This window comes from Streptomyces sp. NPDC090077 (genome assembly GCF_044747545.1).
In the GTDB taxonomy this organism is placed as follows: domain Bacteria; phylum Actinomycetota; class Actinomycetes; order Streptomycetales; family Streptomycetaceae; genus Streptomyces.
This window is the reverse complement of record NZ_JBIVEG010000006.1, coordinates 163,390-186,894: the sequence shown is the minus strand read 5'-3', so window position 1 is coordinate 186,894 and position 23,505 is coordinate 163,390. Positions and strand designations below refer to the sequence as shown.

The 23,505-nt window shown below is 70.3% G+C and carries 20 protein-coding genes; 12 read left to right on the top strand and 8 right to left on the bottom strand.

The window, feature by feature from the left end:
* Positions 1-147: 147 nt before the first annotated feature.
* The 11 genes from ACIPW5_RS13260 (at position 148) to ACIPW5_RS13210 (ending at position 12,922) form a co-directional block, all read left to right on the top strand.
* Positions 148-1,554, top strand: a complete 1,407-nt coding sequence (locus tag ACIPW5_RS13260; protein WP_401244114.1) for a NarK family nitrate/nitrite MFS transporter — start codon at positions 148-150, stop codon at positions 1,552-1,554.
* Positions 1,555-2,222: 668 nt separating this feature from the next.
* The gene (locus ACIPW5_RS13255) at positions 2,223-2,543 is read left to right on the top strand and encodes a hypothetical protein (protein WP_401244113.1); all 321 of its coding nucleotides are present in this window, start codon (positions 2,223-2,225) and stop codon (positions 2,541-2,543) included.
* A gap of 345 nt (positions 2,544-2,888) precedes the next feature.
* On the top strand, positions 2,889-5,159 hold the full coding sequence (pflB, locus tag ACIPW5_RS13250) for a formate C-acetyltransferase (protein ID WP_401244111.1): 2,271 nt from the start codon (positions 2,889-2,891) through the stop codon (positions 5,157-5,159).
* Positions 5,160-5,249: 90 nt separating this feature from the next.
* Positions 5,250-6,101: a pyruvate formate-lyase-activating protein gene (gene pflA, locus ACIPW5_RS13245; protein WP_401244109.1), complete on the top strand. Its 852-nt coding sequence runs from the start codon at positions 5,250-5,252 to the stop codon at positions 6,099-6,101.
* Positions 6,102-6,168: 67 nt separating this feature from the next.
* Positions 6,169-7,263 (top strand): MFS transporter, encoded by a 1,095-nt coding sequence (locus ACIPW5_RS13240; protein ID WP_401244108.1) that lies wholly within the window; start codon positions 6,169-6,171, stop codon positions 7,261-7,263.
* Complete coding sequence (locus ACIPW5_RS13235; protein ID WP_401244106.1) at positions 7,260-9,578, top strand: molybdopterin oxidoreductase family protein; 2,319 nt, start codon at positions 7,260-7,262, stop codon at positions 9,576-9,578. Before ACIPW5_RS13240 ends, ACIPW5_RS13235 begins: the two co-directional genes overlap by 4 nt.
* Positions 9,579-9,585: 7 nt before the next feature.
* Complete coding sequence (locus ACIPW5_RS13230) at positions 9,586-10,185, top strand: 4Fe-4S dicluster domain-containing protein (protein WP_401244105.1); 600 nt, start codon at positions 9,586-9,588, stop codon at positions 10,183-10,185.
* Positions 10,182-10,841: a ubiquinol-cytochrome c reductase iron-sulfur subunit gene (locus tag ACIPW5_RS13225; protein ID WP_401244103.1), complete on the top strand. Its 660-nt coding sequence runs from the start codon at positions 10,182-10,184 to the stop codon at positions 10,839-10,841. Before ACIPW5_RS13230 ends, ACIPW5_RS13225 begins: the two co-directional genes overlap by 4 nt.
* The gene (locus ACIPW5_RS13220; RefSeq protein ID WP_401244102.1) at positions 10,838-11,206 is read left to right on the top strand and encodes a hypothetical protein; all 369 of its coding nucleotides are present in this window, start codon (positions 10,838-10,840) and stop codon (positions 11,204-11,206) included. Before ACIPW5_RS13225 ends, ACIPW5_RS13220 begins: the two co-directional genes overlap by 4 nt.
* A 2-nt stretch (positions 11,207-11,208) precedes the next feature.
* Complete coding sequence (locus tag ACIPW5_RS13215; RefSeq protein ID WP_401244101.1) at positions 11,209-12,636, top strand: NarK family nitrate/nitrite MFS transporter; 1,428 nt, start codon at positions 11,209-11,211, stop codon at positions 12,634-12,636.
* 64 nt (positions 12,637-12,700) lie between these two features.
* Positions 12,701-12,922, top strand: coding sequence for a hypothetical protein (locus ACIPW5_RS13210; RefSeq protein WP_007264613.1), 222 nt, complete (start codon positions 12,701-12,703; stop codon positions 12,920-12,922).
* Between the two features lie 13 nt (positions 12,923-12,935).
* Here ACIPW5_RS13210 and mscL read toward each other — a convergent pair whose 3' ends face one another.
* From mscL to ACIPW5_RS13175, 7 genes are all read right to left on the bottom strand, one after another.
* On the bottom strand, positions 12,936-13,445 hold the full coding sequence (gene mscL, locus ACIPW5_RS13205) for a large conductance mechanosensitive channel protein MscL (protein ID WP_401244099.1): 510 nt from the start codon (positions 13,443-13,445) through the stop codon (positions 12,936-12,938).
* A 123-nt stretch (positions 13,446-13,568) separates the two neighbouring features.
* Complete coding sequence (locus ACIPW5_RS13200) at positions 13,569-13,970, bottom strand: hypothetical protein (protein WP_401244097.1); 402 nt, start codon at positions 13,968-13,970, stop codon at positions 13,569-13,571.
* Positions 13,971-14,274: 304 nt separating this feature from the next.
* Positions 14,275-14,832 carry a carboxymuconolactone decarboxylase family protein gene (locus tag ACIPW5_RS13195; RefSeq protein WP_401244096.1) on the bottom strand — a complete coding sequence of 186 codons (558 nt, stop codon included), beginning with the start codon at positions 14,830-14,832 and terminating at the stop codon, positions 14,275-14,277.
* A gap of 175 nt (positions 14,833-15,007) precedes the next feature.
* Complete coding sequence (locus ACIPW5_RS13190) at positions 15,008-15,841, bottom strand: S-methyl-5'-thioadenosine phosphorylase (protein WP_401244094.1); 834 nt, start codon at positions 15,839-15,841, stop codon at positions 15,008-15,010.
* Positions 15,842-15,927: 86 nt separating this feature from the next.
* Positions 15,928-16,239: an FmdB family zinc ribbon protein gene (locus ACIPW5_RS13185; RefSeq protein WP_401244093.1), complete on the bottom strand. Its 312-nt coding sequence runs from the start codon at positions 16,237-16,239 to the stop codon at positions 15,928-15,930.
* 67 nt (positions 16,240-16,306) lie between these two features.
* A complete protein-coding gene (locus tag ACIPW5_RS13180) occupies positions 16,307-17,617 on the bottom strand; it encodes an MFS transporter (protein WP_401244092.1) in 1,311 nt (436 codons plus the stop codon).
* 416 nt (positions 17,618-18,033) lie between these two features.
* Positions 18,034-19,512, bottom strand: coding sequence for a potassium/proton antiporter (locus ACIPW5_RS13175; RefSeq protein ID WP_401244385.1), 1,479 nt, complete (start codon positions 19,510-19,512; stop codon positions 18,034-18,036).
* A gap of 263 nt (positions 19,513-19,775) precedes the next feature.
* Here ACIPW5_RS13175 and ACIPW5_RS13170 point away from each other — a divergent pair, with 263 nt between their 5' ends.
* Positions 19,776-22,787 carry a penicillin acylase family protein gene (locus ACIPW5_RS13170; RefSeq protein WP_401244091.1) on the top strand — a complete coding sequence of 1,004 codons (3,012 nt, stop codon included), beginning with the start codon at positions 19,776-19,778 and terminating at the stop codon, positions 22,785-22,787.
* 24 nt (positions 22,788-22,811) lie between these two features.
* On the opposite strand, the gene ACIPW5_RS13165 is transcribed toward ACIPW5_RS13170, so the two are convergent.
* Positions 22,812-23,438 carry a 5-formyltetrahydrofolate cyclo-ligase gene (locus ACIPW5_RS13165; protein ID WP_401244089.1) on the bottom strand — a complete coding sequence of 209 codons (627 nt, stop codon included), beginning with the start codon at positions 23,436-23,438 and terminating at the stop codon, positions 22,812-22,814.
* Between the last annotated feature and the right edge of the window lie 67 nt (positions 23,439-23,505).

The window sequence follows — 23,505 nt, the reverse complement described above, 5'->3', positions numbered from 1 at the left end:
GCCCGCTCCGCCCGGCCGGGAGACGAAGGGACCGCGCCCGGCGGGACAAGGTCCCGCCACCCCCACGACGTTCGCCCCTGCCGCGGCCCACCCCCCGGAGCGGAGCCTGGATAAGTCAGGACCCCTCTCAATGTTCAGGACCACGACATGAGTTCCGCCACGCAGCAAGCGCCACAGGTCCTCGCCGACCCGGCGCAGTACCGCCCGGGCCGCACCATCACGCAGTGGACCCCCGAGGACCCCTCCTTCTGGCACTCCACCGGGAAGAAGGTCGCCACCAGGAACCTGTGGATCGCCGTCCCGGCCCTGCTCGTGGCCTTCGTGGTCTGGCAGGTGTGGAGCATCACGGCCACCAACCTGAAGGACGTCGGCTTCGGCTTCTCCCAGTCGCAGCTGTTCTGGCTGACGGCCGTCCCCGGCATCACGGGCGGCACCGCCCGGATCTTCTACACCTTCCTCGGCCCGATGGTGGGACAGCGCCGCTTCACCGCCCTCTCCACGGCGGTCCTGGTCGTCCCGCTGCTGTGGCTCGGCTTCGCCGTGCAGGACCCCGACACCTCCTACACCACGATGGTCGCCATCGCCGCCCTCTGCGGAATCGGCGGCGCGAACTTCTCCTCCTCCCTCGCCAACATCGGCTTCTTCTACCCGAAGCAGGAGAAGGGCAACGCCACCGGCATCAACGGAGGCCTCGGCAACCTCGGCGTCTCCGTCGTCCAGTTGCTCACCCCCATCCTGATCACCTCCTCCGTCCTGGCCATCGGAGCCGGCCAGAAGAAGGCGAACGGCTCGGAGATCTACCTCCAGAACGCCGCCTTCGTCTGGATCCCGGTCCTGCTCGTGCTCGCGGCGGTCGCCTGGTTCGGGCAGAACGACCTCAAGGTCGCCTCCACCCCCTTCAGCCAGCAGAAGATCATCTTCAAGCGCAAGCACAACTGGCTGATGACCTGGCTCTACGTCGGCACCTTCGGCTCCTTCATCGGCTTCGCCGCGGCCCTGCCGCTCCTCATCAAGACCACCTTCCCCGCGTACCCGGTGGCCACCTATGCCTGGATGGGCCCGGCCCTGGGCGCACTGGCCCGCTGGGCGGGCGGCTGGATCGCCGACAAGCTCGGCGGCGCCCGGGTGACGATCCTTTCCTTCGTGGGCATGGGAGCGTCGATCATCGGCGTGATCAACTTCCTGCCCGCCGGCTCCGACCACGGTTCGTTCCAAGGCTTCTTCCTCTGCTTCCTGGCCGCCTTCTTCTTCTCGGGCATCGGCAACGGCTCGACCTTCCGGCAGATCCCGGTGATCTTCCGGGCGCAGCACCTGAAGGGCCTGACGGAGGGCACCCCGCAGTACGCGGCCGCCCTCAAGCAGGCGGAGATCGAGTCCGGCGCGGTGACGGGCTTCACCGCCGCCATCGCCGCCTACGGCTTCTTCTTCATCCCGGCGATGTTCGCCAACTTCTCGGTGACCAGCGCAATGTGGGGCTTCGTCGCCTTCTACGCCAGCTGCGTGGCCGTGACCTGGTGGTTCTACGCCCGCAAAAACGCCGAAGCCCCCAGCTGACCCCACCCCAACCCGCCCCGGGGCCCTAAACCGCCCCGGGGCCCGGGCGGACCTCGGGCCTCGGGCCCCGGACTGCGGACCCCGGACCCGGGCCCCGGACTCCGGGCTCCGGGCTCCGGGCTCCGGGCTCCGGGCTCCGGGTCCACCTCGGGCCCCGGGCCTTGGGCCAGGGCCCACCCCGGGGCACCAGGCGGACCTCGGGCCCCGGACCTCGGGCCTCAATCCTGGTCATCGGCTCCGACTCCGGCCCCGGGCTCGGGGCCCGCACGGCCCGACCCCGGAACCTTTGGGGCCCTGCGGGGTCCGAGCCTCGGGTCCCGGGCCCAGGCCGCCCCGACCCGCCCCTTCGCCCCTCGGGCTCCAGGCCGCCCGAACCCCCGGGCTCCGGAGCCGACTCCGGCGCCCGTCCGGGGCCGCCTTCCCCAGGCCCGAGCTCGGCCCCTGTGCCGCCATGCGGGGGCGCAGGGAGGCGGTGGCTCGGAGGGGGGTCCGGGCGGCTGCCCGTAGAGGTCCCGGACCGCTCTGGGGCAGGGTCCTCGGGACGGAGCGACTCACGAGGTCTGCGGTGCACCACTCCGGGCCGCCATCCGCGACCCAGTGCGAGAGGGCTTCGTGCGGCCCGAGCGGTTCATCACCCCCGGGTCGTCACCGCCGACTGCGGTATCACCGTGTTCCCCGTATCCGCAGCCGTGGCCGCCACGGGCGGGGCGGGCGGCCGTGACGGCCGGCACCCGCACCGCCCTATGGCCCCGCCGGGCCCCCTCCGCGTAGGCGTCGCGTGCGCCGCGCAGCCGGGGGTCCGTGAGGAGCTCGGCCAGGGCGACGGATACCCGGTCCGGCCGGCCGCCGCGGAGGCCGAGTCCTCCGCCCCCGGGGCCGTTTCGCAGCCGCAGGCGCGCTGGTCCGCGTACCTCTTCCGCCGCCTCTTCCTCGGCGCCCTCGGACCGCCCGGACCGTCCTGCCCGGACACCGTGCAGGACCACTCCTGACTCTTCGCCATCATGTCGATACCCCTCTCCGTCCCTGCTCTCCTGCCGACTGCCTCCATGCTGCCGAGGTCGCTCACGACGTGCGCTGCGCTATCCACAGGCGCCGCCAGAATGCAGATCTTCCGACTTTTCAGCCCTCGCCCCACATTCTTGTGAATGTGTTCACAAGCGCACTACGGACTTTCGACCCTCGCAAAAGGCCAGGTCAAAGGAAGTAACAGCGCCCCGTTCCCGATCGCCGGGGGACTTTCGGGCCAGAGCTCAGGACCATCGCGGCACCAAATGATCGATCAAAAGGCGTGGAATGGAGACAAGCAATGAGGCGACTCGGAGAAGGTGCCGGCGATGACTGCCACCCCTGTGGAGACCACGAAGAACGGCGAGGCCTGGGAAGGCTTCAAGGGCGGCCTGTGGCGCGATGCCATCGACGTCCGCGACTTCATCCAGCAGAACTACGCGCCCTACGAAGGCGACGACTCCTTCCTCGCCGGCCCCACCGAACGCACCACCGCCGTATGGAAGGCGATCACTGACAAGTTCCCCGAGGAGCGGGAGAAGGGCGTCTACGACGTCGCGCACGACATCCCGTCGTCGATCACCGCGCACGCCCCCGGCTACATCGACCGCGACAAGGACCTGATCGTCGGCCTCCAGACCGACGCCCCGCTCAAGCGCGCGATCATGCCCTACGGCGGCTGGCGGATGGTCGCCGGCGCCCTGGAGACCTACGGCTACCCGGTCTCCGAGGAGCTGGAGAAGGTCTTCACCGAGTACCGCAAGACCCACAACGCCGGCGTCTTCGACGCCTACACCCCCGAGATCCGCGCCGCCCGCAAGGCCGGCATCGTGACCGGCCTCCCGGACGCCTACGGCCGCGGCCGCATCATCGGCGACTACCGCCGCGTGGCCCTCTACGGCGTCGACCGCCTGATCGCCGTCAAGAAGGAGGAGAAGGAGGGGCTGAACTCCCTCCCCGCCGGCGGCCGCCCGCTGGAGGAGACGATCCGCCTGCGCGAGGAACTCGCCGAGCAGATGCGCGCGCTGTCCGAGCTCAAGGCGATGGCCGCCTCCTACGGCTACGACATCTCCGGTCCCGCCGCCACCGGCCGCGAAGCCATCCAGTGGCTGTACTTCGCGTACCTCGGTGCCGTGAAGGAGCAGAACGGCGCGGCCATGTCCCTGGGGCGCACCTCCACCTTTGTCGACATATATCTTCAGCGTGACATCGCGGCCGGTCTCCTCACCGAGGAGCAGGCACAGGAACTCGTCGACGACTTCATCATCAAGCTGCGCATCGTCCGCTTCCTGCGGACCCCCGAGTACGACGAGCTGTTCTCCGGCGACCCGACCTGGGTCACCGAGTCCATCGCCGGCATGGGGGAAGACGGCCGCCCGCTCGTCACCAGGACCTCCTTCCGCTACCTCCAGACCCTCTACAACCTCGGCCCGGCCCCCGAACCGAACATGACGGTCTTCTGGTCGCCTCGGCTGCCCCAGGGCTTCAAGGAGTTCTGCGCCCGCGTCTCCATCGACACCTCCTCGGTGCAGTACGAATCCGACGAGCTGATGCGCCCGCGCTTCGGCGACGACACCGCCATCGCGTGCTGTGTGTCGGCCATGCCGGTGGGCAAGCAGATGCAGTTCTTCGGCGCCCGCGTCAACGTCGCCAAGACCCTCCTCTACGCGATCAACGGCGGCCGGGACGAGAAGTCCGGCGCCCAGGTCGGACCGCGGACCGGCCTGCCGGCCTCCGACGTCCTCGACTACGACGACGTCATGGCCAAGTTCGACGAGCAGATGGAATGGCTCGCCGCGACCTACGTCCACGCCCTCAACGTCATCCACTACATGCACGACCGCTACGCCTACGAGCGCCTCGAAATGGCCCTGCATGACCGTGACGTGCGCCGCACCATGGCCTGCGGCATCGCCGGCCTCTCCGTCGCCGCCGACTCGCTGTCCGCCATCAAGTACGCCAAGGTCACCGCACTGCGCGACGAGAGCGGCCTCGCCACCGACTACGCCGTCGAGGGCGAGTTCCCGGCCTACGGCAACAACGACGACCGCGTCGACGAGATCGCCGTCTGGCTCGTCGAGGAGTTCATGAAGAAGATCCGCAAGCACGAGACGTACCGGGGTGCCGAGCACACCCAGTCCGTGCTGACGATCACCTCGAACGTGGTCTACGGCAAGAAGACCGGCAACACCCCGGACGGACGCCGGGCCGGCGAACCGTTCTCCCCCGGCGCCAACCCGATGAACGGCCGCGACACCCACGGCTACGTCACCTCGGCCCTGTCCGTCGCCAAGCTCCCCTACGAGGACGCGGAGGACGGCATCTCGCTGACCAACACCGTCACCCCCGACGGCCTCGGCCGCACCCCGGAGGAGCGGATCAAGAACCTCGCCGACGTGCTCGACGGCTACATGGCGGTCGACGGCTTCCACATGAACGTCAACGTGCTGAACCGCGACACCCTCATGGACGCCATGGAGCACCCGGAGAAGTACCCGCAGCTGACCATCCGCGTCAGCGGCTACGCGGTGAACTTCGTGCGGCTCACGCGGGCGCAGCAGCTCGACGTGTTGAACCGCACCTTCCACGGCGCGCTGTAGCGCCGTCCGCAGACCGTGCGGCCCGGGGCCGGGCCCTCACCCCGGCCCCGAGCCGTGCGCTCCCACCGGAACACGACTGGAGCACCTGCCATGACCGTCCACTTCGGTACGAGCCTCCCCGTCGGCCCCAGGAACGCCGTCGCCGTCAGCGCCGCCGCGCAGACCCCGGCCAGCCCGGCGCGGACCCCGGCCGCCGCCGCGACGCAGCGCCCGAGCGAGGGCTCGGTGCACTCCTGGGACCTGTCCACCGGAGTCGACGGCCCCGGCACCCGGTTCGTGACCTTCCTCGCCGGCTGTCCGCTGAGCTGCCTGTACTGCCACAACCCCGACACCATGCGGATGCGCAACGGCCGCCGCACCTCGGCCGACGCCGTCATCGCCGAAGCCCGCAAGTACACCCGGTTCATCTCCGCCTCGGGCGGCGGCGCCACCATCTCCGGCGGCGAACCGCTCCTCCAGCCCGTCTTCGCCGGCGAGCTCCTGCACCGCATGAAGAACGACCTGGGCCTGCACACCGCCCTCGACACCTCGGGCTTCCTCGGATCGCGGGCCACCGACGCGCTGCTGCGCGACGTGGACCTCGTACTCCTCGACATCAAGTCCTGGGACCGGGCCACCTACGAGAAGGTCACCGGCCGTCCGCTGGAGCCCACCCTGGACTTCGCGCGCCGCCTCGCGGACCTGGGCAAGGAGGTCCACCTGCGGTTCGTGCTCGTGCCCGGACTCACCGACGCGCGCGAGAACGTCGAAGGGGTCGCCGCCTTCGCCGGTGGCCTCGGGAACGTCTCGCGGGTCGACGTGCTGCCGTTCCACAAGCTCGGCGAGAGCAAGTGGGAAGCCCTGGGGATGCCCTTCACCCTGCACGGCACGCCCTCGCCGACCGCCGCGCAGGTGGCCGAGGCCAAGGCGGTCTTCGAGGCGCACGGGCTGAAGGCCGTATGACCCGTACGGCCCAACCGTAAGTTACTCATAACGGGCTGAATCGGCATAGACCACCTAGCGTGGTGCTGTGTCCGAGCCCACAGAAGTACTCGCCGCAGAGCCACCCCCCGGGCCGCCCCAGGACCCGCCACCGGCCGGGCGGTCCGTCACCGCACGGGCCACCGCGGCCGGCGTCGCCGTGTCCCTCCTGCTCATCGCCGCGATCGTGCTGGGCAGCCGCCTGCTGCGGGACTTCGACTCCGCCCTGCTGCCGTACGCGGTCGCCACGGTCTTCCTCGCCTTCGGCGTGGCCTACCGCTACACGGTCTGGGTCTCCGCACCCGGCGCCCGCCGCCTCTTCAAGAAGGGCTTCGGCAGCTTCTTCTCGGCCGCCAACTTCAAGAAGGCGCCCACCGCCCTGCCGAAGATGATCGCCACCTACCTCGGCTTCCAGAAGTTCCTCGGCGCCCGCTCACGCACCCGCTGGGCCGCCCACCAGCTGATCTTCTGGGGATGCCTGCTGGCCGCCGCGATCACCTTCCCCCTCACCTGGGGCTGGTTCACCTTCACCTCCGACAGCGGCTCCGGGCCCGGCTACGAAATGCGGATCTGGGGCTTCAAAGTCATCGGCTTCAACTCGCTGAACATCCTCGGCTGGCTGATGTTCCACGGCCTGGACATCGCGGCCGTCCTCGTCATCCCCGGAGCCTCGTACTTCCTGTGGCGCCGCATGAAGGACCGCGGAGCCATCACCGGCCAGCGCTTCGCCTACGACATGCTCCCGCTGATCTGCCTGATCGTGATCTCGGTGACCGGTCTGCTGCTCACCTTCTCGTCGATCTTCCTGCACGGCGGCGGCTACGAGTTCCTGGCGATCCTGCACATGGTCTCGGTGGTCTTCACCCTCATCTACATCCCCTTCGGGAAGTTCTTCCACATCGTCCAGCGGCCGGCGGCGGTCGGCATGCAGCTCTTCAAGTACACCGCCCGCCAGGACGAGGAGATCTTCGCCTGCAAGCGCTGCGGCGAACCCATCGACACCACCCCGTACGTGGAGAACCTGCGCGGCACGATGCAGGACCTCCGGCTCGACTTCAACGCCTTCGCCGAATACTGCCCCCGCTGCAAGCGGGTCCTGCGCGGCAACGCCTACCTGACCCACGTCAAGAAGGGCTTCAAGTGACCGCGACGGACCCCGCCAAGCCGGCACCCGTGCCCCTCGACCCGGCCATCGCCCCGCCCGGCACCCGCAACTTCCGCGACGCCGGCGGCATCCCAGCCGACCGGTGGCACGCCGACCAGAACGGCGAGACCCTCGTCCCCACCCACTGCTGCTTCTGCGGAGTGCAGTGCGGCATGTACCTGCGCGTCGACAACGCCGGCAAGGTCTTCGGCGTCGAACCCCGCAACCACGACATCAACCGCATGCGGCTGTGCCCCAAGGGCATCAACGCCTACCAACAGGTCAACCACCCCGACCGGCTGACCTCGCCCCTGATGCGCCGCTCCCGCGACGAGGAGTTCAAGGAGACCTCGTGGGACGAGGCGCTCGACTTCACCGTCTCCGAGATCCGGCGCATCCAGGGCGCCCACGGCAACGACGCCTTCGGAGTGCTCGGGGGCGCCAGCCTCTACTCGGAGAAGACCTACCTCGTCGGCAAGTTCGCCCGGGTCGCCCTCAAGACCAGGCACGTCGACTACAACGGCCGCCTCTGCATGGTCAGCGCCGCCGGCGCCAACAAACTCGCCTTCGGCATCGACCGCGCCGGCAACCCCTTCTCCGACATCCTCCTCACCGACTGCCTGCTGATCGCCGGGTCGAACGTGGGGGAGTGCTTCCCCGTGATGACCCAGTACCTCTGGGGCGCGCGCGACCGGGGTGCGTCACTGATCGTCGTCGACCCGCGCGAGACGGCCATCGCCCGCACCGCCGACATCCACGTCCCCCTCAAACCGGGCACCGACTCGGCCTTCTTCAACGCCGTGCTCCACGTGATCGTCGCCGAGGGCCTCGCCGACGACGCGTACCTCGCCGCCCACACCACCGGCTGGGACGAGGTCAGGAAGACCGTCCAGGAGTACCCGCCCGCCCGGTCCGCCGAGATCTGCGGCATCTCCGCCTCGCAGATCGTCCAGGTCGCCCGCATGTTCGCCGGCGCGGACAAGGCGATGGCCTTCCACGCCCGCGGCATCGAACACCACTCGCAGGGCGTCGAGAACTGCCTGTCCGTCATCAACCTGTGCGTGGCCACCGGCAACCTCGGCAAGCCGGGCGCCGGCTACGGCACCATCACCGGCCAGGGCAACGGCCAGGGTGGCCGCGAGCACGGCCAGAAGTCCGACCTCCTGCCCGGCGGCCGCTCCATCACGAACGAGGAACACCGCCGCCAGATCTGCCGGATCTGGGGCATCGACGAAGCCGACCTCCCGCCCGCCGGCACCTCCATGATGGAAATGGTCTGGCAGATGCAACGGCAGGAGATCCGCGGCCTGATCGGCATCTGCAACAACCCGTTCGTCTCACTCCCCAACTACGGGGCGGTCAAGAACGGCTACGACACCCTCGAGTTCCACGCACAGTTCGACTTCTTCCTCTCCGAGACCGCCACCAACGCACACGTGGTCTTCCCGGTCACCGTCTGGGCCGAGGACGAGGGTGTCATGGCCAACACCGAAGCCCGGGTGGTCAAGCACAACAAGGCGCAGGAGCCGCCCGCCGGGGTGCGCACCGACACCTGGGTGATGTGCGAACTGGCCAGACGCCTCGGCGCAGGCGACAAGTTCGACTTCGCCGGCTCCCGCGAGGTGTTCGAAGAACTGCGCGTCGCCTCCGCCGGCACCGTCAACGACTACTACGGCATCACGTACGAGCGGCTCGAAGCGACCGGAGGCATCGCCTGGCCCTGCCCGTCCACCGAGCACCCCGGCACGCCCCGGCTGTTCGAGGGCGGCAGGACCTACCACCCCGACGGCAAGATCCACATGCAGGTCGTGGAATGGCACCCGCCGATGGACGCGTACACCGAGGAGTTCCCGCTCTCCCTCACCACCGGCCGTACCGTCGCGCACTTCCTGTCCGGCAACCAGACCCGCCGCCTCGGCGCCCTCGTCGAGCAGACCCCGCGCCCATGGGTGGAGGTGCACCCCTCGCACGGGTTCCGCGACGGCGATCCCGTCAGGGTCGTCACCCGACGCGGCAGTGAGGTCTTCCCGGCCCTCGTCACGGAGGCCATCCGCCCCGACACCGTCTTCATCCCCTACCACTGGCCCGTCCCGACGGCCGCGAACGCCCTGACCATCGACGCCCTCGACCCCCGCTCGAAGATCCCTGAGTACAAGGTCTGCGCCGCCCGGATCGAGCCGGCGGAGCGGGTCGACGAGGTCCCCGCACCGCCCACGGCCCCCGGCCGAGAGGCCTATCCGGAGGCCCAGGTCTCCCGCACCGACCCCCTGCCCCCCACGTCCTCGCAGGGCCGTGGCACGGCGGAGAGGAGCTGACGCCGCCATGATGGGCCGCACGATCTTCATCGACCCCGGCCGCTGCATCGGCTGTCAGGCCTGCGTGTCCGCCTGCCGCGAATGCGACTCGCACCGCGGCAAATCGATGATCCACCTGGACTACACCGACGCCGGCCAGTCCGTCGCCTCGCTCCCCACCGTCTGCATGCACTGCGAGGACCCCGTCGCGCCCTGCGCCGAGGTCTGCCCCGCCGACGCCATCCTGGTGACGGCGGACGGCGTGGTCCAACAGGCCGACACCACCCGCTGCATCGGCTGCGCCAACTGCGTCAACGCCTGCCCCTTCGGCGTCCCGAAGATCGACCTGCAGGCGAAGCTCCAGATGAAGTGCAACCTCTGCTACGACCGCACCGCCTACGGCCTGGCCCCCATGTGCGCCACGGTCTGCCCGACCGGGGCCCTCTTCTACGGCACGCTCGAAGAGCTCCAGGCCGAACGCCCCGGCGTCCAGGTCGCCGACTCCTTCGCCTTCGGCGACGTGGTCGTCTCCACCGGCGTGGCGATGGTCGTGCCCGCAGACAAGGTCCAGTGGCCCGTTCCCGGCGGCCTGCCCGTCGTGGAGGTGAATGGGGTGGATGTCCGATGAGCGTGACCCAGCAGCCCGCACCCGGCTCCGGTCCGGGCCCGGACGCCGGCGGTGACGACGCTGCCGACCGGCTGCGCGACCGGATCAGCGCCGACTCCCTCACCACCCGGCGCGACTACCTGCGGATCGTCGCCACCGTCTCGGGCGGCCTGGCCATCGGAGGGGTCGGAGTCGCCTCCGGCATCCTGCACCGCCACGGGGACAGCGAGACCGCGCCCGAAGCCAAGAAGGTCACGGACCAGCTCGCCCCGGGCGAGTCCGTGGCCTTCCGGTACCCCGGCGACGAGGACCGGGCACTCGCCGTACGGCTCGGCGACGGCAGCCTCGTCGCCTACTCCGCCGTCTGCACCCACCTGGCCTGCGCCGTGCTCTGGCGCGAGGACCGCGGCCCCGAGGGGGAGCTGTACTGCCCCTGCCACGAAGGCGTCTTCGACGCCCGCACCGGCGAGGTGACCGCAGGTCCGCCACCCCGCCCACTCCCGAGGATCTTCCTGACCGAGCAGGCCGACGGCAGCGTGTGGGCCATCGCCACCGCCCGCTCCGGCGAATCCGCCAAGGAAGCCCTGTGCCGGCAGTTCGGCGACTCCCGGCCCGACATGGCCCAGCGCCTCGGCTGCCCCGGAGCGGCCCGCGCCGTCGAGAGCAGGCGGACATGAGCGACGCGCAGCTCCCTCCCCGCCCCGAATACCACCCGGGGAGCGCCCAGCCCCGGCTGAACCGGCCGGTCCGCGAGCGGTACCCGCAGATCCGCCCCACCAGCGGCTACGGCGACCCGCGCGTCCGGCACACCGGCCCCGGCCCGGGCGCCGGCACCGAGCAGGAGCCGGAGCGCTCCTCCAAGCTCAACGCCCGCCTGGCCCTCGCCCTCACGGTCGTGATCGGGCAGCTCTGGGCCCTGACCGTCACCGTCAACGAGTGGATGAAGGGCAACACCGGCACGGCCTGGTGGGGGGCGGGATTCCTGATCCTGTCCTTCCTCGTCGTGATCGCCCTGTGGCTCCTCGACCCGAAGGACCGATGACCATGTCGATACCCACGCCCACCCCGCCCGCGGTGCGCTCGCACCGCAAGGAGACCTACAAGCCGGGCGCCGTCATCGGTGACTGGCGTCCCGAGGACGCGGGCTTCTGGCAGACCACCGGCCGCCGGGTCGCCCAGCGCAACCTGTGGGTCTCCATCCCGGCGCTGATGCTCGGCTTCGTGGTCTGGCAGGTGTGGTCGGTCACCGTGGTCAAGCTGAACGACGTCGGCTTCGGCTTCTCCAAGTCCCAGCTGTTCTGGCTGACCGCCATCCCCGGCATCACCGGTGGCACCTTCCGGATCCTCTACACCTTCATCGGCCCGATCTTCGGCGAGCGGAAGTTCACCGCCTTCAGCACCTTCATCCTGATCGCCCCCATGCTGTGGCTGGGATTCGCGCTCCAGGACACGGGCACCCCGTACTGGGAGCTGGCGCTCATCGCGGCCGTCTGCGGCATCGGCGGCGCGAACTTCGCCTCGTCCATGGCCAACATCGGCTTCTTCTTCCCCAAGCGGGAGAAGGGCAGCGCCAACGGCCTCAACGGCGGCCTCGGCAACCTCGGCGTGAGCGTCGTCCAGCTGGTCGCGCCGCTGGTGGTCACCGCCGCAGTGCTCGGCCCCCCGGCGGGCGGCCCGCAGCACGACGCGAAGCAGAACACGGACATCTGGCTCCAGAACGGCGCCTTCCTCTGGGTGCCGCTGCTGGTGATCATGGCCCTGCTGGCCTGGTTCCTGATGAACGACCTCAAGGTGGCCGCGGCCCCCTTCAGCCAGCAGAAGATCATCTTCAAGCGCAAGCACAACTGGCTGATGACCTGGCTCTACGTCGGCACCTTCGGCTCCTTCATCGGATTCGCGGCCGGCCTGCCCCTGCTGATCAAGAACAACTTCGAGTCGCAGGGCTACCAGGCCACCACCTACGCCTGGATCGGCCCGTTCATCGGCGCGCTCATGCGCTGGGCCGGCGGCTGGCTCTCCGACAAGATCGGCGGCGCCAGGGTGACCATGCTGTCCTTCGTCGGCATGGCGGCGGCCCTGGTGGTGGTGATCTTCGCGCTGCCGTCCGGCGGCGACCAGGGAAGCTTCTGGGCCTTCTTCATCGGCTTCCTGGTGGCCTTCGCCTTCTCCGGACTGGGCAACGGCTCGACCTTCCGGCAGATCCCGGTGATCTTCCGCGACCAGCACATGCGCCAGGCGGAGGGCCAGGGCCCCCAGGCGCAGGCGGCCGCGCTGAAGCAGTCGGAGATGGAGGCGGGCGCCGTCACCGGCTTCTCCTCCGCCATCGCCGCCTACGGCTTCTTCTTCATCCCCGCGATGTTCGCCGCCATGGCGGTCACCCGCGCACTGTGGCTGTTCATCGGCTTCTACGCGACCTGCCTCGCGGTCTGCTGGTGGTTCTACGCCCGCAAGGGCGCGGAGGCCCCCAGCTGACCCGGACAGCGGCAGCACCAGCAGGAGCCGGGGGCGGGGGCGCGGGCGGCCGTACCCTTGGGGCATGAGCACCGCCCCCGCCTCCGACCCGCAGTCCCCGAAGCCCGAAGCCGGGGCGAAGCCCGAGACGAAGCCGAAGCCCAGGCCGAAACTCGTCTTCGACGACCCGCTGGACCAGCAGTCCTCGGACGACACCGACCGGGGCTGGGGCGAGCGGCCGCCCGCCGGCGGGAGCGCGGCCGACCTGGCCCGCTTCCTCGACGAGAAGCCCCCGCACCACATCTGATCCTCCGCGGCCGTCAGAACGCGTCGCGCGCCCCCGGCGTCCCCTGAGCCCGGGTGCCCTCGCCGTTCCCGCTCCGCTGCGCGACCAGTGCGTCGCGGATGTCCTTGAGCACCTCCAGCTCGGTGATCTCCATGGTTTCCTGCACGCCCTCCTTGGCCTTGCGGCGCGCCTCCACCTTGGAGAGGTACTTCGCCATGGGCAGCACCATCAGGAAGTACACGACCGCCGCGGTGATCAGGAAGCTGAGCGCGGCGTTCAGCACCGAGCCCCACATGATGTTGACGCCGGTCGGCTCGCCCTTCGCGTCGACCCCACAAGGTGCCTTCAGACACGAGGTGTAGACATCCAGGTTCTTGGTGCCGATGGCGCCCACGAGAGGGCTGATGATGCCCTTGACGATCGAGTTCACGATGTTCGTGAACGCCGCGCCGATGACCACGGCCACCGCCAGGTCGACCACGTTCCCGCGCATCAGGAAGGCCTTGAAGCCCGCCAGTACGCTCTCCTTCTTCTTCTCGCTCACGACTGAGCCTCTCTTTGTGCCTGCTGTAGACGGAGCCAACGGTTCCGAAAGCTACGGCAGGCACGGCCCGGCGTGTCCAATCAGGGCCCACTCCAGAGCGACTTGACTGCTCCTCAGTACGAATCAGCACACCGTCACCGCCAGACGTGCCACGGCACCCGCCCCCACGAGGGCACGGGCCGTGTCCCGTGGCACGGACAGCACCACCAGTGCCCCTCCGTCCCCGACACCCGCCTCCGCAGCGGGCACTCCAGCCACCCGGGCACCCGTCGCCACCACCCTCGGCGGCCCGCCGCGCTCCGCCGCGACCACGTCGACCCGGTCCCCGGGACGCAACAGCCGGACCGCCCCCGCATCCGCGATGCGTACGGGTGCCGACACCATCGGGACCGCCGCGGGCGCCGGTTTCACCACCGGCGCGGGTGCGGGCGCGTCCCGGGAGGCCTGCGCCTCCGTACCGCCCACCGCGAGAGCGCCCGCCACCACCGCCAGCCCGGCCGAGGCGAGCCGCCGCTTCCGGCGCACGGCACGCCGCAGGCGGCCTCCGGCCCGGCCCACACGGAGCGGTGGAAAGGCGGGCACGGGGCGTGCGGGGGGACACGGTGAAGAGCAGAGGGGGCGGGAGCCCCCGGGCGGCGAGGAGGCCGGGGCGGGGGAGGGGACGGGGGAGCGGGGGGAGGTCCTGGTCATGAGGGGCACCGCCAAGCTGGTCGTGGTCCGGTGTCCGGGCCCACTGCCCGGACCTCCCCCACGATCCGCCGCCCCGCCGGCGCCCGCCCGGACCTGTGGACAATCCCCAGGCTGTGGACAACGCCGTCACCCTCAGGTGTCAGCGCCCGGCCGGAACCTGGCAGGCCTCCGAGAACCCCTGGCTGGTCAGGCCGAACGCGCTGTTCACCCGCGACCGCCAGTTCTCCAGTGCGACCATGGCGGTGAGCTCGACGAACGCCGCCTCACCGAGCCGGGCGATCAGCTCGGCCGCCAGCTCGTCGGTGACTGACGGCTCGGTCTCGGTCATCGCCTCGGCGTACTCCATGACCAGCAGCTCCAGCTCGGTGAACACCTCGCGCGACTCGCGCCACTGCGGCACCCGCTCGATCTTCTCCGGCGAGAGCCCCTTCTCGCGGCCCTCCCAGTACCCGAAGTCCATGCACCACGAGCAGTTGATGCGCGCGGCCGCAGCCATCACCGCGAGGTGCTTGAGGCCGGCGTCGAGCTTGTTCCACTTCGCCGCCTGCTGCTCCATGCGCACGTACGAGAACAGCACGCGCGAGTTGTGCCCGTACGCCTGACCCGGGTCCAGCACCTTGCCGTAGGTGCGGCGCGAGTACCAGGCACCGATGCGCATGAGCAGGGTGCGGGGCGGGGTGAGCGAGATGCGCGGCATGACGGGCCTCTTCCGGCTCGGGGGTCCCGGTGACCCCTTCGCCATGGAGACAGGACGGCCCCGCGGAATGTGACACCGCCCGGGAAGTTCTTTTCGCCGGGCGGTCGCAGGCCCCGGGCCCCAGGCCCCGGGCTCCTGGTGACGCCCCAGGGCCTCCACCGCCCCTCAGCCGCCGCTACGGCAGTTCGATGCCCAGGTCCCAGCCGTCGTGGGCGTGGGTGCACAGGCAGTCGCGGGACCCGGTCGGCGGCAGCGCCGCCACGGCGTCGAAGAGGACCTCGCGCAGCCGGCCGACGTTCTCGCCGAACACCTTGAGGACCTCCGTGTGGGAAACGCCCTCACCCGTCTCGGCGCCCGCGTCCAGGTCCGTGACCAGGGCCATCGAGGTGTAGCAGAGCCCCAGCTCGCGGGCGAGCACCGCCTCCGGGTGCCCGGTCATGCCGACCACCGACCAGCCGGCCGCCGCGTGCCACCGCGACTCCGCCCGCGTCGAGAACCGCGGCCCCTCGATGACGACCATGGTGCCGCCGTCCACCGGCTCCCACTCCCGTCCCCGGGCCGCCGCGAGCGCCACCGACCGGCCGACCGGGCAGTACGGGTCGGCGAAGGTGGTGTGCACGACGTTCGGGACGGTGCCGTCCGGCAGCGGCTCGCCGTCGAAGAAGGTCTGCGCGCGGGACTTCGTACGGTCGACCAGCTGGTCCGGCACCAGCAGCGTGCCGGGTCCGTACTCCGCCCGCAGGCCGCCGACCGCGCAGGGGCCGAGCACCTGGCGGACACCGACCGAGCGCAGCGCCCACAGGTTGGCCCGGTAGTTGATCTTGTGCGGCGGCACGGTGTGGCTGCGCCCGTGCCGCGGCAGGAACGCCACCTGGCGCCCGGCCAGCTCACCCACGTACAGGGAGTCGCTCGGAGGCCCGTACGGCGTCTCCACCTGGATCTCGGAGACGTCCTCGAGGAAGGAGTAGAAGCCCGACCCGCCGATTACACCGATCTCTGCGTTCACCATGGCCTCACCCTAACGGGGGACGCACAAGGCCCCGCCGCCCTAGAGGGCGGCGGGGCCTTGCGGAAAACGGAAGCGGTGCTGCGGAATCAGGCGGCCGAGGTGGAGCTGCTGCCCGTGCCCGAGGGCGCCGAGGAGGTCGAAGCGGCGGGAGCGGCGGCAGCGGTCGACGTCGTGCTGGACGACGAGGACGACTTCGAGGCAGGGGTGCTGCTCGACGAGGCGCCACGGCTGTCGTTCCGGTAGAAACCGGAGCCCTTGAAGACGATGCCGACCGCGGAGAACACCTTCTTCAGGCGTCCGTCGCAGCTCGGGCACACGGTCAGTGCCTCATCGGTGAACTTCTGCACGGCCTCAAGGCCCTCACCGCACTCGGTGCACTGGTACTGGTAGGTCGGCACGAATTTCCTCCTGGCACTCTCACTCAATGAGTGCTAACGACGCTCCATGGTGACGTATTCCGGCGGATCAGTCCACCGTCACAGGCGTGCGGTGACCGATCCCACGCTCGTTCGCCCCGTTGCGGGCGGCCGGCGCGGACGAGTTCACGATCCGGCTCGGGGCCTTCGGCGCCAGCTTCGAGCGCAGCGCCACCAGCGTGACGAGGGCCAGGGCCGTCGCCACCAGAGGCACCAGGAAGCCGTACGAGGACCCGTGCGCGTCCGTCAGACGGCCGGCCAGGGTCACGGCGGCGGCCTGCCCGAAGGCGACCGCTCCGGTCAGCCAGGTGAAGGCCTCGGTCCGCGAGGCGGCCGGGACCAGCTGCTCGATCATCGTGTAGCCGGTGATCAGCGCCGGGGCGATGCACAGGCCGACGACCAGGCCGAGCGCGCCCAGCAGGACCATCGAGTGCACGGCCCACAGCACCGAGGCGGCGGCGGTCAGGCCGATGTAGCCGAGGATCAGGCGGCGGCGCGGGCCGATCTTCCAGGCGACGGCACCCATCGTGATGCCGGCGATCATGTTGCCGGCCGCGAAGATGCCGTACAGCAGGCCGTTGGCGCCCGGGTTGCCGATCTCGTTGGAGAAGGCGGCGAGCGAGACCTGCATGCCGCCGAAGACGGCGCCGATGCCGATGAAGGCGACGATCAGGACGCGCAGGCCCGGGAAGGACAGCGCGGACTGGTGCTTGCCGCCGGCCGCCGCGAGCGGGGCGACCTTCGGCTCGGTGGCGCGCTGCGCGGCGAAGAACAGGCCGCCGAGCAGGGTCAGGGCCGCCTCGGTCGCCAGACCGGCGGCCGGGTGGATGCCGGTGCACAGCGCGGTGGCGAGCACCGGGCCGACGACGAAGGTGAACTCGTCGGTGACGGACTCGAACGCGGCGGCCGTCGGCAGCAGCGGCGAGCCCTCCAGCTTGGCCGCCCAGCGGGACCGGACCATCGGGCCGACCTGCGGGACGGATGCGCCGGCCGGGACGGCGGCCAGCGCGAGCGCCCACAGGGGGGCGCCGAGGAGCGCCAGCACGGTCAGAGCGGAGACCGCGGCGGCGTGGACGAGGACGACCGGCACGAGAACGGCGCTCTGGCCGCGGCGGTCGGTGAACTTGCCCATGACCGGTGCGGAGAGGGCCATGGAGACGCCGGTGACGGCGGCGACGATGCCGGCGTCGCCGTAGGAGCCGGTGGCGTGCTGGACGAGCAGCAGGATGCTGATGGTCAGCATGCCGAACGGCAGGCGGGCGGCGAAGCCGGGGAGGACGAAGGAGAGGGCGCCGGGCGTGCGCAGCAGCTGCCCGTAACCGGGTCGGGCGGACTTGTCGGTCGTGACCGCGGATGTCACGGCCTGGCCTTTCCGCTGCCTGGTAGAGCGTCCCCGTCTGCGGACGGCGGGCCGCCTTGTGAGCGACCGCACCCGTACATGTGGGAGCCCCGAGAGCTGTCCTCTTGCGCAGAACCGAGTGATACCTGGGCGCCCACTGCGGGAAGGGAGCCACGGCCGCTTTGCGGTCGCGCCAGCTCTGCGTCAGGCAGAGTTGGTTCGATGTGGTGTGCCTTCATCGTACAGGGGAATCCACTACCACGCCCTGTGATTACGGTGACAAGGCATGTCTTCACCTGCGATTAACTGGAACTTTGCATTCCGCGCCCTGCGAAATGGGTGCAAGCCCGGTCGCAAGCCACTGAAATCGGCCGAACTAGAACGCCGCTCTAACGAAAAACGATCATCCGAGCGGCGCTCCGGACACCCTCCGCCACCTAGAGTGACGTCCCGCCACCGGTTCCCAGCCAGCCCGCCAGCTTGCCGCCGCGCGCCACCGCCCGCAGCCGGGCCTCCGCCGCGTCCCGCACCGGATCCGTGGCCACGACCAGCAGCTCGTCCCCGCGCCGCAGCACGGTCGACGGCGCCGGCACGAAGCTCTTCGCGTCCCGGACCACCAGCGTCACCGACGCTCCCGCCGGCAGCCGCAGCTCGCCGACCTCGACGCCGTGCATCCGCGAGGCGGGCGGGATCGCGAAGGACAGCAGGTGCCCGCGCAGCTTCTCCAGCGGCGCCGACTCGATCCCGAGGTCGGAGGCGGCCTCGTCGGTGTCGCGCAGGTTCAGCTTGCGCGCCAGCCACGGCAGGGTCGGCCCCTGCACCAGCGTGTAGACGACCACGAGCACGAAGACGATGTTGAAGACCCGGTCGCTGCCCTCGATCCCGGTCACCAGCGGGATCGTCGCCAGGATGATGGGCACCGCGCCGCGCAGGCCGGCCCACGACATCAGCGCCTGCTCCTGCCAGGGAATGCGGAAGGGCAGCAGGCTGACGAAGACCTCCAGCGGCCGCGCCACCATGGTCAGCACCAGTCCGATGATCACGGCGGGCCAGAAGTCGTTCACCAGCTCGTGCGGCGTGACCAGCAGGCCCAGCAGCACGAACATGCCGATCTGGGCGATCCAGCCGAGCCCGTCCGCGAACCCGCGCGTGGCCGGCCAGTGCGGCAGCTTGGCATTGCCCAGCACCATCGCCGCCAGGTACACCGCGAGGAATCCGGAACCGTGCGCCATCGCGCCGGCCGCGTACGCGGTCACGGCGATCGCCATCACCGCGATCGGGTACAGGCCGGAGGCGGGCAGTGCCACGTGCCGCAGCCCGTACGCCCCCAGGAAGCCCACCGCCAGGCCGATCGCGGCGCCGATCGCCAGCTCCAGCGCGATCTTGCCCAGCAGCACGTACCACTCGTCCACCGGTCCGACCGCCGCGAAGGCGACCACCAGGATCACGACGGGGGCGTCGTTGAAGCCGGACTCGGCCTCCAGCACACCCGTCACCCGCGACGGCAGCGGAACCTTGCGCAGCACGGAGAAGACGGCCGCCGCGTCGGTCGAGGAGACGACCGCGCCGATCAGCAGCGCCTGGCGCCACTCCAGCCCCACCAGGTAGTGCGCGCCCGCCGCCGTGACCCCCACGCTGACCGCGACGCCCACCAGGGACAGGACCACCGCCGCCGGCAGTGCCGGCTTGATCTCTTTCCACTTGGTGCCCAGACCGCCCTCGGCGAGGATGACGACCAGCGCCGCGTAACCGATGACCTGCGTCAGCTCGGCGTTGTCGAATACGACGTTGCCTATGCCGTCCTGGCCTATCGCGATGCCTATGCCGAGGTAGATGAGCAGGCTGGGGAGTCCGCTGCGTGAGGAGATGCGCACCGCCGCGACGGCGACGAGCAGTACGAGCGAACAGACCAGCAGGAGCTCATTGAGCGTGTGGACAGTCAGCGGGCGGCCCTTTCCTCAGAGCGTGCCTGGTGGATCGTTCCTCCGGCGGCGCATTCGGCAAGTACTTCGTTACCTTACCTAATCTTTGACGGACTCTTTACGCGATAACCACATTGTGAAACGTCGGTTCCCGCCTGTCCTACGGACCTCGACCCCTGGCGGATCAACGACAGCGGTCCTGCGCCTATGGTTGCTCCCAGCAATCCCAGGACCACCCTGCCCCTCTAAGGACAGCGATGCCCGCCAATGAATCCGGACCTTCCGTCAAGAAGAAGGGACGACGCGCACGCCTGCTCGTGCTCGTCATGGTCCTGGCGCTCTTGGCGGGCCTCGGCTACGGCGCGTACTGGAGCGTGGACACCGTGCGCGCCTCCTTCCCGCAGACGACCGGCTCCCTCAAGGTCCCAGGCCTGACCGGGACGGTCGATGTGAAGCGCGACGAGCACGGCATTCCGCAGCTCTACGCAGACAACGACGAGGACCTCTTCCGTGCGCAGGGCTTCGTGCACGCCCAGGACCGGTTCTGGGAGATGGACGTACGCCGCCACATGACCTCCGGCCGGCTGTCGGAGATGTTCGGCTCCGGCCAGGTCGAGACCGACGCCTTCCTGCGCACCCTCGGCTGGCGCCACGTGGCGCAGGAGGAGTACGACAAGAAGCTCTCGCCGGAGACGAAGAAGTACCTCCAGGCCTACGCCGACGGGGTCAACGCGTACCTGAAGGGGAAGTCCGGCAAGGACCTCTCCGTCGAGCACGCCGCCCTCAAGCTGACCGACGACTACAAGCCGGAGCAGTGGACGCCGGTGGACTCGGTGGCCTGGCTGAAGGCGATGGCCTGGGACCTGCGCGGCAACATGCAGGACGAGATCGACCGCTCGCTGATGACGAACAAGCTCACGCAGGCGCAGATCGACGAGCTCTACCCGCCGTACCCCTTCGACCGGAACAAGCCGATCGTCGAGGGCGGCACCGTCTCCGGCGGCAAGTACACCCCCCAGGGCACCCCCGGCTCCGGTTCGACCGGCTCCGGCAAGGGCACGGGAACGGGCACCGGTACGGGAACCGGCACCGGAAGCACGGGAGCGGGCACGGGCACCCCCGGCGCCACCCCCGGTACCGGTTCGCAGGCCACCCCCAACGGCGGCACCAACCCCGTCACGGGCCTGGCCGACAACGCCTCCGCCCAGGGCGCGACCGTCGGCCTGCGCACGCAGCTCGGCGCCCTCGCCAAGACCCTGGACGAGATCCCGGCCATCCTCGGCCCCAACGGCAGCGGCATCGGATCGAACTCCTGGGTCGTCTCGGGCCAGTACACGACCACCGGCAAGCCGCTCCTCGCGAACGACCCGCACCTCTCCCCGCAGCTGCCCTCGGTCTGGTACCAGATGGGCCTGCACTGCCGCGCCGCCTCGCCCCAGTGCCAGTACGACGTGGCCGGCTACACCTTCTCCGGCATGCCCGGCGTGGTCATCGGCCACAACGCCGACATCGCCTGGGGCATGACCAACCTCGGCGCCGACGTGACCGACCTCTACCTGGAGCAGGTCCGTCCCGAGGGCTACGTCTACGACAACAAGGTCGTCCCCTTCACCACCCGTGAAGAGGAGATCAAGGTCGCCGGCGGCAAGAGCAAGAAGATCACCGTCCGCACCACGAACAACGGACCGCTGATCTCCGACCGCAGCGACGACCTGGAGACCGTCGGCTCCCGCGCCCCCGTCCCCAGCTCGGCCCCCGACCGCGGCAACGGCTACGCCGTCGCCCTGCGCTGGACCGCCCTGGACCCGGGCAAGTCGATGGACGCCGTGTTCAAGCTCAACCGGGCCAAGGACTTCAACGCCTTCCGCGCCGCGGCGGCCGACTTCGAGGTCCCCTCGCAGAACCTGATCTACGCCGACAACAAGGGCCCGAACGGCAACATCGGCTACCAGGCCCCGGGCCGCATCCCGATCCGCAACCAGGGCGACGGCCGCATGCCGGCGCCCGGCTGGGACCCCAAGTACGCCTGGAAGGGCGGCCGGGACGGCAACGCCGGCTACATCCCGCAGAACGAGATGCCCTGGGAGCTCAACCCGGCGCGCGGCTACATCGTCACCGCCAACCAGGCCGTCACCGAGTCCGCCCCCGCCGCCGCCAACACCGGCACCGGCACGGGTACGGGCAACACGGGCACGGGCACGGGTACGGGCAACACCGGCACCGGCAACACCGGCACCGGCACCGGGGCGAACGCCGCCGCCGGCAAGTACCCGTACGTCCTGACCACGGACTGGGGCTACGGCGCCCGGAGCCAGCGGATCAACGACCTCATCGAGGCGAAGACCAAGGACAACGGCAAGATCTCCACCGATGACATGCGCGCCATGCAGATGGACAACAGCAGCGAGATCGCCGCGCTGCTGACCCCGATGCTGGCCAAGATCCAGGTCTCGGACCCGGACGTGCGTTCGGCGCAGAAGCTGCTCGAAGGCTGGAACTACACGCAGGAGCCCGACTCCGCGGCGGCCGCGTACTTCAACGCGGTCTGGCGCAACATCCTCAAGCTGGCCTTCGGCGACAAGATGCCGAAGGAGCTGCGGATCGAGGGCAGCTGCATGAACGTCAGCGAGGAGAGCACCGGCCCGAACGACGACCTCACCAAGACGGTCCGCGAGTGCGGTACGCGCGGCCCCGACTCGGCGCAGCCGGACGGCGGCGACCGCTGGTTCGAGGTGGTCCGCCGGCTGGTCAAGGACGAGAAGTCGCCGTGGTGGACCGCCACCCCGAAGACCGTCCACGACAAGCCGATCAAGACCCGCGACGAGCTCTTCGCCCGGGCCATGGAGGACGCCCGCTGGGAGCTGACCGCCAAGCTCGGCAAGGACCAGGCGACGTGGAGCTGGGGTCGGCTGCACCAGCTGACGCTGAAGAACCAGACGATCGGCAAGGAGGGCCCGGGCTTCATGCAGTGGCTCCTCAACCGCGGCCCGTGGAACGTGGGCGGCGGCGAGGCCACCGTCAACGCGACCGGCTGGAACGCCTCCAGCGGCTACGGGGTCACCTGGGTGCCGTCGATGCGGATGGTCGTCAACCTCGGCGACCTGGACAAGTCCCGGTGGATCAACCTGACCGGCGCCTCCGGCCACACGTACGCGAGCACGTACACGGACCAGACGGAGATGTGGGCCAAGGGCGAACTGCTGGAGTGGTCCTTCGGGAAGGACGCCGTCGACAAGTCGACAGTGGACACCCTGACGCTCAAGCCGTGAGCGCGACGCCGGCCGGCCGGCTGATCACGCGGTAAAGCGCACCACCCCCGACGGGGTGGCCACCGCCTGGACGGGGTGGTCGTGCGGTTCCTCCGGGACCCGCGCGACCACCTCTTCGTCGTACAGGAGCACCACCAGCGCGGGATGCGCGCCGGCCCGCTCCAGCCGGGCGAGCACCCGGTCGTACGAGCCTCCGCCGCGGCCGAGCCGCATCCCGCGGCCGTCCACCGCGAGCCCGGGCAGCAGCACGGCGTCGGCGCCGGTCACGGCCTCCGGTCCGAGCCGCGCGCCGGAGGGCTCCAGCAGCCGCATCTTCCCCGGGTGCGCGGCCTCGGCGAGACTGGCCGGGCCCTCGTACGCGGCCCAGTCCAGGTCGTTGTCGGGGAGCAGCAGGGGCAGCAGCACCCGCTTGCCGGCGTCCCGCAGTGCGTCGAGCAGCTCGCGGGTGCCCGGTTCGGCGCCGACGGACACGTACGCCGCGACGGTGTGCGCGGCGGCCAGTTCGGGCAGGGTGAGGGCGGAGCGGGAGAGCGCGCGGGCCGCCGCCTCGCGGGCGCCGGCGGACAGGGCCCGGCGGGCGGCGAGGAGTTCCCGGCGCAGGGCGGCCTTTTCGGGGACGAAGGGGTGGTTCCCGGGCGGGGTTTCTACCACAGTCTCGTCACAATTCCTTTCACATATGGATCAAGTCGGGCATATTCCTTGGAACCCCGTGGGGGGT

What these genes read in the sequence shown, in the direction of transcription:
- ACIPW5_RS13230 (WP_401244105.1), top strand. Translation starts at nt 9,586, where the DNA reads ATGATGGGCCGCACGATCTTCATCGACCCCGGCCGCTGCATCGGCTGT.
- ACIPW5_RS13215 (WP_401244101.1), top strand. Translation starts at nt 11,209, where the DNA reads ATGTCGATACCCACGCCCACCCCGCCCGCGGTGCGCTCGCACCGCAAG.
- ACIPW5_RS13220 (WP_401244102.1), top strand. Translation starts at nt 10,838, where the DNA reads ATGAGCGACGCGCAGCTCCCTCCCCGCCCCGAATACCACCCGGGGAGC.
- ACIPW5_RS13225 (WP_401244103.1), top strand. Translation starts at nt 10,182, where the DNA reads ATGAGCGTGACCCAGCAGCCCGCACCCGGCTCCGGTCCGGGCCCGGAC.
- ACIPW5_RS13190 (WP_401244094.1), bottom strand. Translation starts at nt 15,841, where the DNA reads ATGGTGAACGCAGAGATCGGTGTAATCGGCGGGTCGGGCTTCTACTCC.
- ACIPW5_RS13210 (WP_007264613.1), top strand. Translation starts at nt 12,701, where the DNA reads ATGAGCACCGCCCCCGCCTCCGACCCGCAGTCCCCGAAGCCCGAAGCC.
- ACIPW5_RS13260 (WP_401244114.1), top strand. Translation starts at nt 148, where the DNA reads ATGAGTTCCGCCACGCAGCAAGCGCCACAGGTCCTCGCCGACCCGGCG.
- ACIPW5_RS13170 (WP_401244091.1), top strand. Translation starts at nt 19,776, where the DNA reads ATGCCCGCCAATGAATCCGGACCTTCCGTCAAGAAGAAGGGACGACGC.
- pflB (WP_401244111.1), top strand. Translation starts at nt 2,889, where the DNA reads ATGACTGCCACCCCTGTGGAGACCACGAAGAACGGCGAGGCCTGGGAA.
- pflA (WP_401244109.1), top strand. Translation starts at nt 5,250, where the DNA reads ATGACCGTCCACTTCGGTACGAGCCTCCCCGTCGGCCCCAGGAACGCC.
- ACIPW5_RS13195 (WP_401244096.1), bottom strand. Translation starts at nt 14,832, where the DNA reads ATGCCGCGCATCTCGCTCACCCCGCCCCGCACCCTGCTCATGCGCATC.